The sequence below is a fragment of the Nitrospirota bacterium genome, from assembly GCA_030645475.1.
Lineage (GTDB): Bacteria > Nitrospirota > Nitrospiria > Nitrospirales > Nitrospiraceae > Palsa-1315.
This window is the reverse complement of record JAUSMA010000029.1, coordinates 37,069-52,924: the sequence shown is the minus strand read 5'-3', so window position 1 is coordinate 52,924 and position 15,856 is coordinate 37,069. Positions and strand designations below refer to the sequence as shown.

Genomic DNA, 15,856 nt, shown 5'->3' with positions numbered 1-15,856 from the left:
AGAAATCCTCTCGGGCCCGCCTAGGGCCTAGGCATTCATCAACTTGGTGAGGCTCCATACAAGCAACAACGCGTACACGCTGCCGAAAAACCAGGGGAAACTGACGGCGCGATGGGCCCACCATTGGCGGTGCTGCCGAAAGGCCCAGTTCGGCTCAAACACCGTGGGCTCATTCCGTCGATCCTCGATCGGTTGCCGAACCTCATGGAGCAAGCGAAGACTGGTTATCAGCTTCTCTTTATGCCAGGCAGGATCTTGCTCGATTCCTCTCAATCGCCATTCCCACAATGCGTTCTGACCTGACAACCGACCGAGAACGATGGCCATTTGGAGACACAGAAGAACCCCAAAAATGCACAACAGCACGATCAGCACCGTAAAGGACAAGGCCAGTAATTCCCGCGAGAGGATCAGCCCGATCACCGCGACAAAAATGGAATTGGCCGTGAGGTAGTCGGAGAGCATTGTGTGATAGTCCCGTACTCCGGATGTCCAGAGGGTCATAAGATGTTCGTACGTTGCGTCGAGGTCGGCTTTGCCTGGCGTCGTCATAAACTTTTCATCTCCCTCGCCGTGCCCGGTCCTTTGCACAACAGCGCGCAGCACTCATCCTTTCCCGCTCCATCGCCAGTTCCGAATCTCCGGCAAATCATCGCCATGTTCAGAGATGTATTGCTTATGCTCAATGAGTTTCTCCCCGAGCCATTGCTTGGCATAGGCAGCGCGAGACCCCAACTGGGGCAAACGGTCGATCACATCGCCGACCAGATGGAACCGGTCGAGATCGTTCATGACCGTAATGTCGAACGGCGTGGTGGTCGTCCCTTCCTCCTTATACCCGCGCACATGCAAATTCTTGTGGTTTGTCCGGCGGTAGGTCAGCCGGTGAATCAGCCAGGGATAACCATGAAACGCAAAGATGATCGGCTTGTCGGTCGTGAACAGGCTGTCGAACTCCTTGTCGCTCAACCCGTGCGGATGCTCGCGCTGCGGCTGGAGCTTCATCAAGTCCACCACGTTAATCACTCGCACGGTTAGCTGAGGGAACAATGTCCTGAGCAGGCCGACGGCGGCCAGCGTTTCCAGCGTGGGAACGTCGCCGCAGCAAGCCATGACGACATCGGGCTCACCACCGCGGTCGTTGCTGGCCCATGGCCAGATACCGAGCCCGGCGGTGCAATGTTTGATCGCGGCGTCCATGTTCAACCACTGTGGCGCAGACTGCTTCCCGGCGACGATGACGTTCACGTAGTTACGGCTGCGCAGACAATGATCGGTGACGGACAAGAGGCAGTTCGCGTCCGGCGGAAGATAGACCCGGATGACCTCGGCCTTTTTATTCACCACATGGTCGATGAACCCAGGGTCCTGGTGGCTGAAACCGTTGTGATCCTGCCGCCATACATGCGATGACAAGAGATAATTCAAAGACGCAATCGGCCGCCGCCAGGGAATATGATTCGACATTTTGAGCCACTTGGCATGCTGGTTGAACATCGAATCGACAATATGGATAAAGGCTTCATAGCAGGAGAACATGCCGTGGCGGCCCGTCAAGAGATAACCTTCGAGCCAGCCTTCGCATTGATGCTCGCTCAACATCTCCATCACGCGGCCATCTGGCGCCACATGGTCGTCGCCGGGCAGGATCTCCGCGGTCGAGCAGCGGTTCGTTACTTCGAACAGCGCCCCCCAGCGGTTCGAGTTCGTCTCGTCCGGGCTAAAGACACGAAAGTTGCCGGCATTACCTTTCATCACATCGCGAATAAACTCCCCTTGGACGCGCGTGGCTTCGCCATCCACCGCCCCGGGCTTCCGCACTTTCACTGCGTAGTCGCGGAAATCCGGCAAACGCAGGTCGTGCAACAGGAGACCGCCGTTGGCATGAGGATTGGCGCTCATGCGGAGGGAGCCGGCCGGTGCTAGAGCTGCCAACTCAGGAATGAGTCGGCCGGCCTTATCGAACAGCTCCCCCGGCTTGTAACTCTTCATCCACTTCTCGAGAATCTTGAGGTGACCGGGCTTGGCCATATCGCCCATCGGCACCTGGTGTGACCGGAATGTCCCTTCAGCCTGCTTCCCATCCACGACCTTCGGCCCGGTCCAGCCCTTCGGCGAACGCAGGACGATCATGGGCCAGCGAGGCCGCTTTCTAAATCCTTTGGCCCGCGCAGTCCGCTGGATCTTCTTGATGTCCGCGACGGCGACATCGAGCGTGGCGGCCATCTGTTGATGCATCGTGGCAGGATCGTCGCCCTCGACGAAATAGGGCTGGTAGCCATACCCGACAAAGAGCGATTCCAATTCGTCATGCGGAAGCCGCGCCAGCACCGTGGGGCCGGCGATCTTGTACCCGTTCAAATGCAGGATCGGCAGCACGGCGCCGTCGTGCACAGGGTTCAAAAACTTATTCGAATGCCAGCTGGTTGCCAACGGGCCGGTTTCCGCTTCTCCATCGCCCACGACACAGGCGACGAGCAGGTCCGGATTATCGAACGCCGCGCCGAACGCATGGGACAGCGAATACCCCAGCTCGCCGCCCTCGTGAATCGATCCCGGCGTCTCCGGTGAGACGTGACTCGGAATGCCGCCGGGAAAGGAGAACTGCGTGAACAGCCGCTTCAGGCCCTCTTCATCTTGCGAGACGTTCGGATAGACCTCGCTATAGGTGCCTTCGAGATAGGCGTTCGCCACCAGTCCGGGACCACCATGGCCCGGCCCGGTAATGTACATGACGTTCAGCTCATATTCTGTAATGACACGATTCAGGTGGACATAGACGAAGTTCAGCCCCGGCGTGGTGCCCCAGTGGCCGAGCAAGCGCGGCTTGATATGGGCCAGCGTGAGCGGCTTCTTCAGCAACGGATTATCGTAGAGATAAATCTGGCCGACGGACAGGTAATTGGCTGCACGCCAATAGGCATCCATTTTCCGAAGCTGCTCCGGCTTCAACCGCTTGTGGCTTCTCAGCATAATCTCCTCATCGATCCCGGCGATCCTCTGCCAGCACATGAAAGACAGATTGCGCGATCTCACGCTCTTCGTCCGTGTGGATGACGCGAACGGTCACACGGCTGCCTGCTGTGGAAATGACGGGGTCACCGGCTCCATTCCGAACCTCATCGACGGTCATACCGAGGAATTCCAACCCCTCACAAATACGCGCGCGGATGACCGCTGCATGCTCACCGATCCCGCCGCTGAAGACGAGCGTATCCAATCCGCCCAACGCCGCGGCAAATGAGCCGATCCACTTCTTGGCCTGGTAGCAGAAGAGCGCCACGGCTTCAGCCGCTCGTACATCACTGCCCTCACAGGCAAGGAGGTCGCGAATATCGGAACTCGTCTCCGACAGACCGAGCAGTCCCGATTGCCGATTGACCATCGTATGGAACTGCGCCACCGTCATACCTTCCGTTCTCGACAAATAGGACAGCAAGCCCGGGTCGAGATCGCCTGAGCGTGTGCTCATCGGCAACCCCGCCGTGGGCGTAAAACCCATGCTCGTATCGATGCTCTTACCCCCGCGCACCGCCGCCATGCTCGCCCCATTGCCCAGATGAGCCAGAATCACCAGGCCCTGCGCCTCATGAGGCGCAAGCCGCCTGAGTTCCCCCATTAAGTAGGCATAGGAGAGGCCATGAAACCCGTAGCGCCTGATTCCAGCGGCCTCGTACCGTCTGGGGATCGGCAAGAGGCGTGCGACCTGCGGCAGATCGCGATGAAAGGCGGTGTCGAAACAGGCGACTTGCGGGATCGTCGGAAACCGACGGCCAAACGTCTCGATCAGCTCAATCTCCGCAGGCAGATGTTCCGGATCATAGGGACTGAGCCGGCGCAACTCGCCCATGACTTCAGACGTAATCACGTGCGGCTCGCGATACCGATGACCTCCATGCACCACGCGATGGCCAATGGCCACAAGGTCTGCGATCGTGAACTTCTGTTCCAGCCATGTGACGAGCGGATCGACGCAATCCTTGTGATGCGCGGCCTGAATCGTCCGGCGCTCGCTGGTACCGCTGGCCAGGTCCGTGAGGGTCAGCGTGACATCTGGAAACCCGATTCGGTCGACCAGGCAGGAGACAACAGGCGTGAGCGAGGGACCAACCTGGAAGAGCGAACACTTCAGGCTCGACGAGCCTCCATTGATGGTCAGAATGAAACCCTGTTGGGATTTCATGCCGGCCCCAAGCGATAGGCATCGTGGAGGTACTGAGCAACCATGCGCTGCGTATTAAAAAATGCGCCGTTCAAGGCAATCGCATGCCGCATGATCTCGATAAAACGACCTTGGTCCTTATAGAAACAGGGCAAGACTTTCTCTTCTAATTTTCGATAGAGCTTTGCTGCGTGACAGGTATCCATCCCTGGCTGGGGCTCCATGCAGGCTTCCACCCGATCGCCGATCGACCAGCCGGTCACATCCTCCAGATGGCCCTCGATCCACCAGCCATCGAGCACACTCAAGCTGGGCACCCCGTTCATCGCTGCCTTCATCCCGCTCGTCCCCGATGCCTCCAGCGGCGGCAACGGGGTATTGAGCCACACATCGGAACCGGCACAGAGCATCCTGGCCACCTCCATGTCGTAATTGGTCAAATACGACACCGCAACCATGCCCTGCAGCGCATCACGCATCTCATGGATGTGCGCAATCAAATCTTTGCCCTCACGGTCGTGTGGATGCGCCTTGCCGGCAAAGACGATCTGGATCGGTCCGGCCGCTCGGACAATCTGCTTGAGCCGGTCGAGATCCTGAAAGATCAGACCGGCACGTTTGTAGGCCGCAAACCGGCGGGCGAATCCGATCGTCAAGACTTCGCGATCGAACCCCGCGTTCGATTCTCGATTCACATGCTCAACCAACGTGCGTTTGGCATCTACGTGCGCCGCCCAGATCTCCGAAGTCGGAATGCCCACAGCGTAGCGCAGCGAGAGTTGATCGCGCCGCCAATCCGGCAGATGGGTATCGAAGAGCTTCTGGAACGACGGCGCGGTCCAGGTGGCCGCGTGGACTCCGTTGGTAATGGAATGGATCGGATAACCGGGGAACATGCTATGCGAGACCTCCCCATGTTTCATCGCAACCCCATTGACATACCGGGAGCCCCGCAGGGCCAGTTGCGTCAGATTCAATCGCTGCTCGATGCCGCAGTCCTTCAGCCTGGCCCACCGCTGCTCTCCCAATACGTTGCGCGCGAGTTCCTCGGAAAATTGATCGTGACCTGCCGGCACGGGGGTATGGGTCGTAAAAACACATTGCTCACGAACGGTGTCGATGAGATCGGCCGACAGGGAGTCCGATTGACCCTGCAAGGCCAGTTTCTCTTCCACCAGCGCGAGGACGAGCAAGGCTGCATGCCCCTCATTCATATGGAACCGGAGAATGTCCTGGTGTCCAAGCGCCCGTAACAGGCGGAGGCCTCCGATCCCCAACACCACCTCCTGACACAAGCGATAATGGTCGTCGCCTCCATAGAGCACATCGGTGAGGGTCCGGTCCCAAGGCTGGTTCTCGCTCACATCGGTGTCGAGCAGATACACCGGAACGACATGTCCGGACTCACCGGTGACGCGATAGCGCCAGGCCCTGACATGGACCGTGCGACCTTCGATGTCGACCGTGACCCGCTCGTCGATCAGGTCCGCGAAATCATTGACCGGCCAGGCGACAGGCTCCTCGCTTTGATGGCCCTGCACATCCAGTCGCTGAAAAAAATATCCTCGCCGGTGCAGCAACGACACCGCCACCATCGGCACATCGAGATCTGCGGCCGAGCGAATCGTATCGCCGGCGAGCACACCGAGCCCTCCCGAATAGGTCGGCATCCCGGACTCCAGGCCGATCTCCATGGAGAAGTATGCGACGAGCGGTGGCTGCACCATCAATATTTCCCTCAGTGACGTCCTCGTGCTATTGCAGACTAACTCAAATGCGAGTGGATCCAATCACCTAAGACATGGGTGATCGCGATCACGCTGACGCCAATGACTAGATGCTCCACGATCACATTCCAGGCCGAGATCTGCTGCGCCCGCGCCAGAAAATAGCTCAGCACCGCAAGTAACATAAGGCCCCATCCCACGCTCACCAGCATCGCCTCCTCTAGCGGCAACATGAGCACCGGCACGACAAAGGTCAACGCGATCAGGAACTTGGCCACAAAGGTGGCGATGGTCGACTCCCAGATCTCCGAGGCGTTCCCGTTATTCTTGGACTCCTCGGCAATATGCATCCCCAACGCATCGGAGAGGGCATCGGCCACCGCGATCGTCACAATGCCGCCGATGACCGCGAGCCGCGAATGAGTCCCCGCATTCAATCCGACCATAAGGCCGAGCGTCGTGATCACCCCCGAGGTCAACCCAAAGCTGAAACCGGTCTTGAGCGATTGCTTCATCGTGAGCAGCCACTTCCCTGGCTGCCCGACACACAACCGCTCAGCCAGCCGGCCACCTCCCTCAGTAGCTTATCGGCCGCCCGGTTTGCGGCAACCGCCCCGCCGTACGCATCGTCAGTGGGCGTTCCTTCGACCACCTCGAACAGGCGGGTGCCGAGCACCAGATATTCCGGCAGCTTGATTACTTGTACGCGCAACGCAAGACGCACCTGACTCGGTTTCTGCAGAAAGGTCTGTACGAGTTCCAGCTGATCGATCTCCACGCGATGGTCGCCGCGCACGGATGTCGGCATCGGGACAATGGCTCGCCAATAACCCGTCTGTTCCAACGCCTGAATCAGTAAGGGAGTCACCATTCTGGCCGGGGAGTCCGCCCATTGATGGGTCGCGTAGTAGCTCACTTCATACGGCCGTTGCGCATAGGCCATTCGTTGCGTATCGAACCCCGGCTGCGCCACCGGCACATTCACGACGAGAATACCGGCTTTCGGTTGTACGTCAGGGATCGAAGCCCCTCCAGCCGACCGGTCCAGACTCAAGAAGAAGGTCTGCGTCTGCTGCTCGTCACGCGGAAGAGACAGGCAGCCGGCCAGCGCCAGCGCGACGATCCCGGTTCCCATGACTGTACCGAGCCGTATCGGCAGCATCCCCATCGGCTACTCTCCCGGTCCTCGTTGTTGAGACTTCTTCCCCAGCACGAGCGAACTCGGCTCCTGCTCCAGTTGACGAGCCACTCGCTGCAACGTGCCTGTGAGCTGGCGCAGCTCTGTCACCAGCGCACCGGTCTCACTCAACGTCTGTCGGGTGAACTGTTCTATATCGGGGCGGCTCTCTTGCACAGCCGACCTCACAGATCTTCCCGTGTGAGCCAATTCTTCGGTCATGGTTTGGAGCGCCGCCGCACTCTTGTTGACTCGTTCCAATAAAACCGGCACCTGTTTATTCATGGTCTCGGTCATCTTTGCGACGTTCTGCGCCGCGTTCGAGGCGCCGACCAAACCGCTGTCCACTCGCTCACTCTGATCTGCGACGGTGCGCGTGATATCCGACAGGTCTTTGAGAATCTGTTTGATGGTCGTGCGATTCTCTTCATCCACCACCGCCGTCGCATTCTGACTGAGCAGATTCACATTGGCGAGCAGCTTCGTCAGCCCCTGATCGGAGAGCAAGCGCGAAATGGCCATGTCGAGGCGAAAGAACAGCGAGGGGCCGCTCTTGATGACCGGGTATTCCTGGCCCGGTGCACTCGCCAACGCCGGCGCCTCTCGACTCCCCCCGTTCAGATTGACGGTGGCCAGTCCGGTCAGCCCTTGCGTTTCAAGCACCGCCACCGTATCCGTTTTGATCGGTGTGGCACGGAGAATGTCGAGGGTGAGCCGAACCTCTTCAGGATTCTCCGGATTTAACTGAATATCCTTCACGCGCCCGACCTCGACCCCCCGATATTTCACCGTGGAGTTGACGCTCAACCCGGCTACAGACTCTTGCATGTAGGTGTAGTACCGATCATAGACCCCGCGGTAATCAGACTTTCCCAGCCAGAGGACGACCAGCAGAATCGCCGCTCCTAAGACTGCGACAAATGCTCCGACGATGACGTAATTTACCTTGTTATCCATAGTCGCTACCCATGTTGCGCTTCCGCCGCGCGGCCGCGCGGACCGTGAAAGTATTCGTGAATCACGGGATCGGCCGAGCGCGACAATTCCTGCATGGTGCCGATCCCCAAGACCGTCCCGTTGCCCAGCACTGCCACACGGTCTGAAATGCGCCAGAGCGAATCGAGATCGTGAGTCACCATCACCACCGTGAGCCCTAGTAACGCTTTGAGTTGCAGGACCAATTCATCGAACCCGTCCGCGATGATCGGATCCAAGCCGGCGGTCGGCTCATCGAGGAACAACACCTCCGGGTCCATCACGATGGCCCGTGCCAGGGCCGCCCGCCGCCTCATGCCGCCACTGAGTTCGTTCGGAAATTTCGCGGCGCTGTCCGCCGGCAACCCGACCGAAGCAATCTTCAGGGCGACAATGTCATGGACGATCTCACGGCTCAGCTTCGTATGTTCTTTTAATGGCACGGCGACATTCTCCGCCAAGGTGAGAGAACTGAACAAGCCGCCCTGCTGAAACATCACGCCGAACCGGCGATGGATCTCTTGCGGGTGCCCATCGCGCAACAATCGGCTATCCATGCCAAAGAGCTTCGTCGATCCGGAGGTCGGATCTAGCAATCCGACAATCTCACGCATCAGCGTAGACTTCCCGCAGCCGTTCCCCCCGGCAATGGCAAAGACCTCGCCCCGCTGAATCGTCAAACTCACATCCCGGTGCACGACCGCCGTCCCGAAACGAGTCGAGACATGATTGACCTCGATGATCGGGACATTCTTCTCGTTCGCCACGATAGCCATTACCTATAGATCCCTTGCCTACTCCAAGGGATGTTCAAAATGGATTTCCAGCAAGGCCGCAGCGAGCGAAGAGGCGAGGAGGTACAAACCTCACTTTGTGCGATCCGTTCGCCATTTTCATGGGTCTTGGCGAACGGAAAATCCCCTCCAGTGCTTCCGAGAACGTTGAGCCCCTGAGCGATGCGAGAACGAAGCTGGAAGCCATTTTCAACATCCCGTCATAAATCCCACCAGTTGAGCAGAATGCTGCACATGGCATCGAACACAATGACGAGGAAGATACTCTGCACAACGCTGGTGGTCGTGTGCCGCCCTACATCATCCACGCCCCCTCGAATCTGAAATCCCTGATAACAGCCCACCAGCGCAATGATCATTGCGAAGAAAGGCGCCTTCACGATTCCAATGAGAAAATGGCGCACCGCCACTGCCTCTTCAAAGCGTGAGACGAACTCGGTGAAACTGACATTGAGCAAATTCGACGCGATCAACATGCCACCGAACACGCCCAATCCGTCCGCATAGACCGTGAGCAAGGGCAAGGCGATCATCAGCGCGAAAACCCTGGGCAGTACCAGCAATTGCATCGGTGAGAGGCCTAACGTTTGGACTGCGTCTAGCTCCTCCGTCACCTTCATCGTACCGATCTCCGCGGCATAGGCCGAACCGGAGCGGCCGGCGATCAATATGGCGACGATCAATGGAGAGATCTCGCGCAACAACGAAATCCCGACCAGATCCACCACGAAAATATTCGTGCCAAACTTCCGTAACTGCTCCGCCCCCTGATAGGAGATCACCACTCCGATCAGGAAGGCGAGAAGGCCCGTGATGGGCAGCGCATTGAATCCATCCAGTTCGAGACTTCTGAACAGCGCCTGCCAACGAATGAGCGACGGCCTCTTCAAGGACCGCCAGACCGCGACTGTGCTCTCACCGATAAAGCCAAGCGCCGTCACGACGTGCCGGGCGCGATCCGCGATGAATCGACTCAGCTGCTCCAGTCGGTCAGGTGTTGGCGGCGGAGCCGCCTCGATGCGATCCCAATTGGCAGACACCAGGCGAAGCAGCTCGGAGAACTCAGCACGCAACCCTTCGACCGACACCTGCCGTCCTTGCCTGCGGAGTTGCATCACCGCTCGGTACAACAGCACCGCTCCACCCGTGTCCATTGCTGTGACGTGACCCGCTTCGCACACCAGTTCTCTCGACCGGGGCCACGACAGGCTCACCAGCTCTCGTTCAAGATCCAGTAGGTGATCGAGTGTCCAGGGGCCGACACAGTGCACGATCTGGTCGTGACCGATCGTGATGCCCGCTTGTTCCAATTGAGCTGCCGCCGTCATAGACGTCACATTCCTACTTGTCCATAATCGCTTTGAGTTCCGCCCCGCTGATCACCTCGTGCTCGAGCAACTGCTTCGCGCCTTCGAGGAGCGAGGCCTTCTGCTCCGCCAACAGCCGCTTCACCAGCTCATACTGCTCATCGATGATACGGCGGACTTCGCAGTCGATCTCACGGGCGGTCTCTTCCGAATAGTCGCCTTTCTCCTGAGGCGCCTGGATCTGCATAAAGAACGACTGGCGCTCACGATCGAGCGTAACGGTGCCCAGCTTGCCGCTCATCCCGTAGGACTTGACCATACTCTTGGCAATGTCCGTGGCCTTGACTAGGTCGTTCTGCGCACCCGTGGAGGCCTCGCCAAAGATCAATTCTTCCGCAATCCGTCCTCCCAGTAACACCGCGACCTTGTTCTCCAACTCCGTCTTCGTCATGAGAAATCGATCCTCGGTCGGGAGCTGAAGGGTATAGCCCAACGCGGCAATCCCGCGAGGAATGATCGAGATCTTCTGAATCGGGTCTGCCCCCGGAAACGACAGCGCCACCAGCGCATGGCCCACTTCATGGTAGGCGACCCGTTCCTTCTCCATCTTGTTGAGCACCCGGTTTCTCTTTTCCAACCCAGCCACGACCCGCTCGACCGCTTCTTGCAATTCCGAGAGACCGACCTGCTCCTTGCCACGGCGAACGGTCAACAGCGTCGCCTCGTTGATGATATTGGCGAGATCGGCGCCCGAGAAACCGGGAGTCATCGCGGCGATCACCTCAAGGTCCGCATCGGGACCCATGACCACCTGCTTCGCATGGACACGCAAGATGGCCAGGCGTCCGATCTTGTCCGCACGATCGACCAATACTTGTCTGTCGAAGCGACCGGCCCGCAACAATGCGGGATCCAGAATCTCCGGCCTGTTGGTCGCCGCCATCAGAATGACGCCGATGCGGGGATCGAAGCCATCCATCTCGACCAGCAACTGATTCAAGGTCTGTTCACGCTCCTCATGTGCCATCGGTCCCATGCCGCGCGCTTTTCCGATCGCATCCAGTTCATCGATGAAGATGATGCAGGGCGCTTTGACCTTCGCCTGCTCGAACAGGTCCCGCACGCGGGCTGCCCCCACCCCCACAAACATTTCCACGAACTCGGACCCGCTGATGCTGAAAAACGTCACCCCGGCCTCTCCGGCCACGGCGCGGGCCAGGAGCGTCTTGCCGGTGCCTGGCGGGCCGACGAGTAAGATCCCTTTTGGAATCTTTCCTCCGAGTCGCGTGAACTTTTCCGGCGTCTTGAGAAATTCGATCACCTCGCGCAGTTCGTCCTTCGCCTCGTCCACGCCGGCCACATCAGCGAAGGTGACCTTCGTGTCTTTCTCGGCATAGATCTTCGCCTTCGACTGCCCCACCGTCATGAACCCGCCCTGGCCCTGCCCTAACCGACGGAAGATGAAAAACCAGATGCCCACGAAGACCAGCGTCGGCAGCAGCCACGAGATGAGGTCCTTCAGGAACGTACTCTCAATCACACCGGTGAACTTCACGTGATGTGCGTTCAGCTCTTTGACAAGATCCGGGTCCTCGACACGAATCGTCGTAAACGGCTTCTGCGATTTGGCACTCTCTTCCTGCTTCAGCTTCCCAGTCAGTGTCTGGTGAGTAACGATAACTTCCTCCACTTTACCGGCCGCTACGAGTGTCCTGAACTCGCTATAGGGAAGCTCTTCAAGCTTCTGCATGGCCTGAATGAAATCGTGCACGAGAATGACCGCCCAAATGGCGAGAAAGACGTACCAGATCGAAAAAGATATTTTGTTATTCACTGGCATAGCTGGCACCTATCCAGAGAGAGCAGAGGGTAAAGACGATCGCATAGTGCCACCCTCGCAAAGCGAGGGTGAGCGACCGCGTCGCAAGCAGATCGTTGCAAACCAAAGGCCGTTTGCTGCTCAGGAAATCGCACAGATTTTCCTTGCATTATTGAGTAGTTAAACCATTCAAGCGAGAAGATTCCACGACGTATGGGGAGTCTTGCGACAGCACAGAAAACTCGCGCTGTAGCGGAAGGCTACATTCGGTCTAATGGGCATTCAGACAACAGCAACGGCAGGGAGCAACATACCAGCCCGCCGTACGCCGTGCGCGAACACTGCCTCTGCGGGATCGACGACCAGAACATATCGAGCCCCACGCCTTGAGAAAAATGGCGGATCAGATCGAAATGGATATGTTGTTAGTCACTGGCTCACGAGTACTCGTCTTGCTTCGGATGACCAGAGCCTCAGATTCCCGCCACGACTAGCAGGCTGCGGAAAAACTCGGTGCATGCGAAAAATACGGGTGAATACTCCGCATGGCATGGAGGCCTCAATCGCCTCAGGATGCTCAAAAATGTCGTCCAGTAAGGCCGCAGCGAGCGAACAACTGAACGGTGAGTGCTGAAGTGAACATCGCTTTTCGTTCATCGTTCAGCACTCATCGTTCAGCGTTTTCCAGCTGGCGGATTTTTTCAGCGTCCTGCTAGAACGCCAGATAAATACCGAGCCCCACACTTTCAACCTTCTGCCCATAGAACTGCCCATAGGGATTGTTGCCGTGATAGTAGTTGACGAGGACTCGGAACCGTCGTAGTGCTCCAGCCCGCGCAAATTCCAGCCCGCCCACGACATTCACGTCGAGGGTCCAATGCAATTGTTCGAATGTTTTGAAGTCCGCCCCGAGGACCGGGGTCACGACGAGCGGCCCGCTCACGAATCGTTCAATCGGACCGCTGCTCCACGTCGGCCCTCGCAGTTCGACCCCTGCCTGGACTTTCAACCGGTCCAGGTTGGCCGGCTCGCGATGCAGTAAGTATCCGCCACCGGCATAGAGGCGGCCCCAGCCGCCAGGGGCATCCAGGGACAAAATCGCTTCCGCTTCTTCATAACTGTAATTCACCCGGCCGACTCCGGGATTATGGAGCACAAACTCATCGCCCAAGTGCGTGCTCTGATGATAGAGGCGCACACGCGTCGAGAAGAGGCCGCTCCGCCAGGACACCGGAATACCGACCACGTAATCGGTATTGATGAGGTCTGAGGACGGCGCATTCATATCGAATTGAGAGAAGACACCGGCCAGAAGCCCCACCTGCCATCCGTTACAGCCGTCCCGGCGCGAATAGAATCCGAAGTTCTCTCCGAACCCGACCGATCCCACCGTGGTCGAGGTCTTTGAGTCTCGGTTCCTCACGGCCTGTAAGGTTGCGAACGTCTGCGGCTGCTTCGGGTCCGCAAAGAGCGGACGAAAGACATCGCCACCGGGGAAGGGAATACTCACCGTCGAATCAGGGCCTTCTGCCGCAGAGCCCTGAGTGGCTGACTCGTATCGACAATCGACAGGAGGAGCCACCTTCTCGCCCTCGGCGTCACCCGCCCGGGCCACAGACACCCCGGTCACCCACAGTACAACCCCCAGCACCAACACCCAACAGACATTCACCTGAATGGCTCGAATCTTACAACGGCCCCACACTGTTATCTCCCCCTTCATTCGAGCGGCTTGCGCAAACCCACGACAGTTGTTGGCACAGTTTTTATCCCTTAAGGGGACCTTACACGCGTCGACCTTGAATGACACGAACCAGAATCACCACGATCGCAATGACCAAGAGGGCATGAATGAATCCGCCCATGGTGTACGAGCTGACAAGACCCAGAATCCAGAGAACAACCAACACGACAGCAATAGTCTCGAGCATGTTATTTCTCCTTTTACCCCGAATGAGCCATCCGAAAATCTGCAGTCCAGCTCCAACCAGGCAAGAGCCGCGCCATTCATTGAAACGGATTTTTTGACCGTCCCATCCGAGGCTTGGACGACGACAAGTGAATGCTTAACTTTTCGACGGAGTCGCTCTCCGCGCACAGTCTTGCGGGGCAGAACCTCCATACACCTCATCGCGCGAGTGCCCTGCTGCCAGGGCTCGCTGATGTCTCATTCGGGCGACCAGGCTGCCGCAATATGCCCCATCGACCGATGAGGAGATGCTCAAAACAGCTCACATCTGAATAGTGATGATCCGGGGCAACGTCACGCAGGTTCCTGGAGAAACCGCCGACCCTGATGCGATGATGGACAAAGTCGTGGAGGACGATATTGAGAAGGGAACGCTGCAAGGTCAGCAAACCGCAACTCCATCGTCAGCGGCAGTGCCGATAGATATGTAGGGGTATCGGGTCGTGCTGTCTTTCGCGAAGACCCCCCGTTGGTGCGAGGCCTGTCTTGTTTCTTTCTTTTGTCGAACCAAATACACGAGAGAGACCAAGGAAACTAGCAGGACCGATGAACTAGCCCACGCCACCTCTCGCGAAATGCGCTCTGACACCTTGGTCTCCTGACGAGCCTTCCGGCGAGTTCACAACGACGTATGGGTGCCGTCGCAGAACGGTGGGGTCTTGGTTTGCTTGCACTGGCACAACGCGACTTGCTTCTTCTCCGTCAACGAAAACTCGACCGGCGTCAGCCCGGTTCCCTGATGGGACCCATCGCAAAACGGTTGGGTTTTCGAACGCCCGCATTGACACCAATGATAGGTGCCCGGATCCAATGTGAGCACCGCCGGTTGTTTGGCTGCAATGACCGATTTATCCATGATCTGACCTCCTACTCATCACTTCGGGTATACGCGCCGCGCGTCACGATTCACGGGTTAGGCGCTGCGTATCGGCCGGGGCCATCGTCAGTCCGACGATGGCCCCTGTCGCCGATACGCTCAACAGTCGGACGCCGTCACTGTGCCTTTCGAAGATCGATCACAGTCCCCTCCTCGTTCAGCTCCACCACAATCTGCGAGCCTTCCGCGATCGCCTTGGTCTTCACTTCCATCCGCTCCAGCGGAAACACTTGCTCTCCTTCCGGAGTCGAGAGCTTGATCTGATTCTTCGTCGTGCCGGTATAGATCAACTTGCCGAAAATCAGACGATGGGCGCCCTTCATATGCTTGGTTTTTCCGTGATGGTCGATGACCATATTTTCGTCATTGAGCCAGAGCGACACCTCATCACCGACTGCCGCATTCGCAGGAGCGGTGTTCGCACTGATGGTGTATTGTCCCGTCGGCGTCTTCACATAGATGACGCCGGATTGGATCTTGGTGACTGCTCCATTCACCTGGATCACATGGCCAGGCGACATGCGGGGGTGCTCGTCAAAACTCATCTCAACCGACACGCGATGGATGTCGATCACTTTCCCGGCTTCGTTCAGTTCGATCGTGATGGGTGCGCCCTCCTCGAACGCCGACATCTTCGATCGGCCCGTTTGCACGTCAAACGTCTTCTCGCCATCCGGTGTCCACAGCTTGATCTCTTTCTTGTCCGATGACGCATAGGTCAGGTTGCCCGACAGGTACCGATGGGACAGCGCCTTCTCCCCTTTTCGGTGCACATCGATCACGACATTGTTACCGCTCACCTGCATGTCCACTTCTTCGCCCACTTTCAGATTGCTCGGTGCCGTGGCAGACGAGATGACGATCTGTCCCCAAGACGTTTTTACCGTCACCTGATCCACCTGTACTTTGGACACGACCCCGCTGACTTTCATATGCGGCGCGATTGTCCCGGACTTCCCGGCTTCGTCGGCAAACCCATAGGGCTCCAGCACCAACAAACTCAGAACCATCGAACCGAGAATCATCATCTTTCCCATCAGTTTTAATCC

15 protein-coding genes are annotated in these 15,856 nt (G+C 58.0%); 1 reads left to right on the top strand and 14 read right to left on the bottom strand.

Annotation, left to right across the window (positions count from 1 at the left end):
• Positions 1-27 precede the first annotated feature (27 nt).
• From Q7U76_06970 to Q7U76_06915, 12 genes are all read right to left on the bottom strand, one after another.
• Positions 28-552 (bottom strand): hypothetical protein, encoded by a 525-nt coding sequence (locus Q7U76_06970; GenBank protein MDO8356112.1) that lies wholly within the window; start codon positions 550-552, stop codon positions 28-30.
• A 54-nt stretch (positions 553-606) separates the two neighbouring features.
• Complete coding sequence (locus Q7U76_06965; GenBank protein MDO8356111.1) at positions 607-2,973, bottom strand: phosphoketolase family protein; 2,367 nt, start codon at positions 2,971-2,973, stop codon at positions 607-609.
• A 7-nt stretch (positions 2,974-2,980) separates the two neighbouring features.
• Positions 2,981-4,183 (bottom strand): acetate/propionate family kinase, encoded by a 1,203-nt coding sequence (locus Q7U76_06960; protein MDO8356110.1) that lies wholly within the window; start codon positions 4,181-4,183, stop codon positions 2,981-2,983.
• Positions 4,180-5,889 (bottom strand): alpha-glucan family phosphorylase, encoded by a 1,710-nt coding sequence (glgP, locus tag Q7U76_06955; protein MDO8356109.1) that lies wholly within the window; start codon positions 5,887-5,889, stop codon positions 4,180-4,182. Before glgP ends, Q7U76_06960 begins: the two co-directional genes overlap by 4 nt.
• Positions 5,890-5,927: 38 nt before the next feature.
• A complete protein-coding gene (locus Q7U76_06950; GenBank protein MDO8356108.1) occupies positions 5,928-6,404 on the bottom strand; it encodes a hypothetical protein in 477 nt (158 codons plus the stop codon).
• Entirely contained in the window at positions 6,401-7,057 is a 657-nt protein-coding gene (locus Q7U76_06945) for an ABC-type transport auxiliary lipoprotein family protein (GenBank protein ID MDO8356107.1), read from the bottom strand. Before Q7U76_06945 ends, Q7U76_06950 begins: the two co-directional genes overlap by 4 nt.
• A gap of 3 nt (positions 7,058-7,060) precedes the next feature.
• Complete coding sequence (locus Q7U76_06940) at positions 7,061-8,023, bottom strand: MlaD family protein (protein MDO8356106.1); 963 nt, start codon at positions 8,021-8,023, stop codon at positions 7,061-7,063.
• Positions 8,024-8,028: 5 nt separating this feature from the next.
• On the bottom strand, positions 8,029-8,817 hold the full coding sequence (locus tag Q7U76_06935) for an ATP-binding cassette domain-containing protein (GenBank protein ID MDO8356105.1): 789 nt from the start codon (positions 8,815-8,817) through the stop codon (positions 8,029-8,031).
• Between the two features lie 218 nt (positions 8,818-9,035).
• Positions 9,036-10,163, bottom strand: coding sequence for an MlaE family lipid ABC transporter permease subunit (locus Q7U76_06930; GenBank protein ID MDO8356104.1), 1,128 nt, complete (start codon positions 10,161-10,163; stop codon positions 9,036-9,038).
• Between the two features lie 13 nt (positions 10,164-10,176).
• Complete coding sequence (ftsH, locus tag Q7U76_06925) at positions 10,177-11,982, bottom strand: ATP-dependent zinc metalloprotease FtsH (protein ID MDO8356103.1); 1,806 nt, start codon at positions 11,980-11,982, stop codon at positions 10,177-10,179.
• A 691-nt stretch (positions 11,983-12,673) separates the two neighbouring features.
• Positions 12,674-13,666 (bottom strand): DUF1207 domain-containing protein, encoded by a 993-nt coding sequence (locus Q7U76_06920; protein MDO8356102.1) that lies wholly within the window; start codon positions 13,664-13,666, stop codon positions 12,674-12,676.
• A gap of 79 nt (positions 13,667-13,745) precedes the next feature.
• Positions 13,746-13,892, bottom strand: coding sequence for a lmo0937 family membrane protein (locus Q7U76_06915; GenBank protein MDO8356101.1), 147 nt, complete (start codon positions 13,890-13,892; stop codon positions 13,746-13,748).
• A 316-nt stretch (positions 13,893-14,208) separates the two neighbouring features.
• On the opposite strand from Q7U76_06915, the gene Q7U76_06910 reads away from it, so the two are divergent.
• Entirely contained in the window at positions 14,209-14,361 is a 153-nt protein-coding gene (locus Q7U76_06910) for a hypothetical protein (GenBank protein MDO8356100.1), read from the top strand.
• Positions 14,362-14,549: 188 nt separating this feature from the next.
• Here the strand turns inward: Q7U76_06910 and Q7U76_06905 are convergent, their stop codons facing one another.
• The gene (locus tag Q7U76_06905) at positions 14,550-14,786 is read right to left on the bottom strand and encodes a CDGSH iron-sulfur domain-containing protein (protein MDO8356099.1); all 237 of its coding nucleotides are present in this window, start codon (positions 14,784-14,786) and stop codon (positions 14,550-14,552) included.
• A 137-nt stretch (positions 14,787-14,923) separates the two neighbouring features.
• The gene (locus Q7U76_06900; GenBank protein MDO8356098.1) at positions 14,924-15,844 is read right to left on the bottom strand and encodes a hypothetical protein; all 921 of its coding nucleotides are present in this window, start codon (positions 15,842-15,844) and stop codon (positions 14,924-14,926) included.
• Positions 15,845-15,856 lie beyond the last annotated feature (12 nt).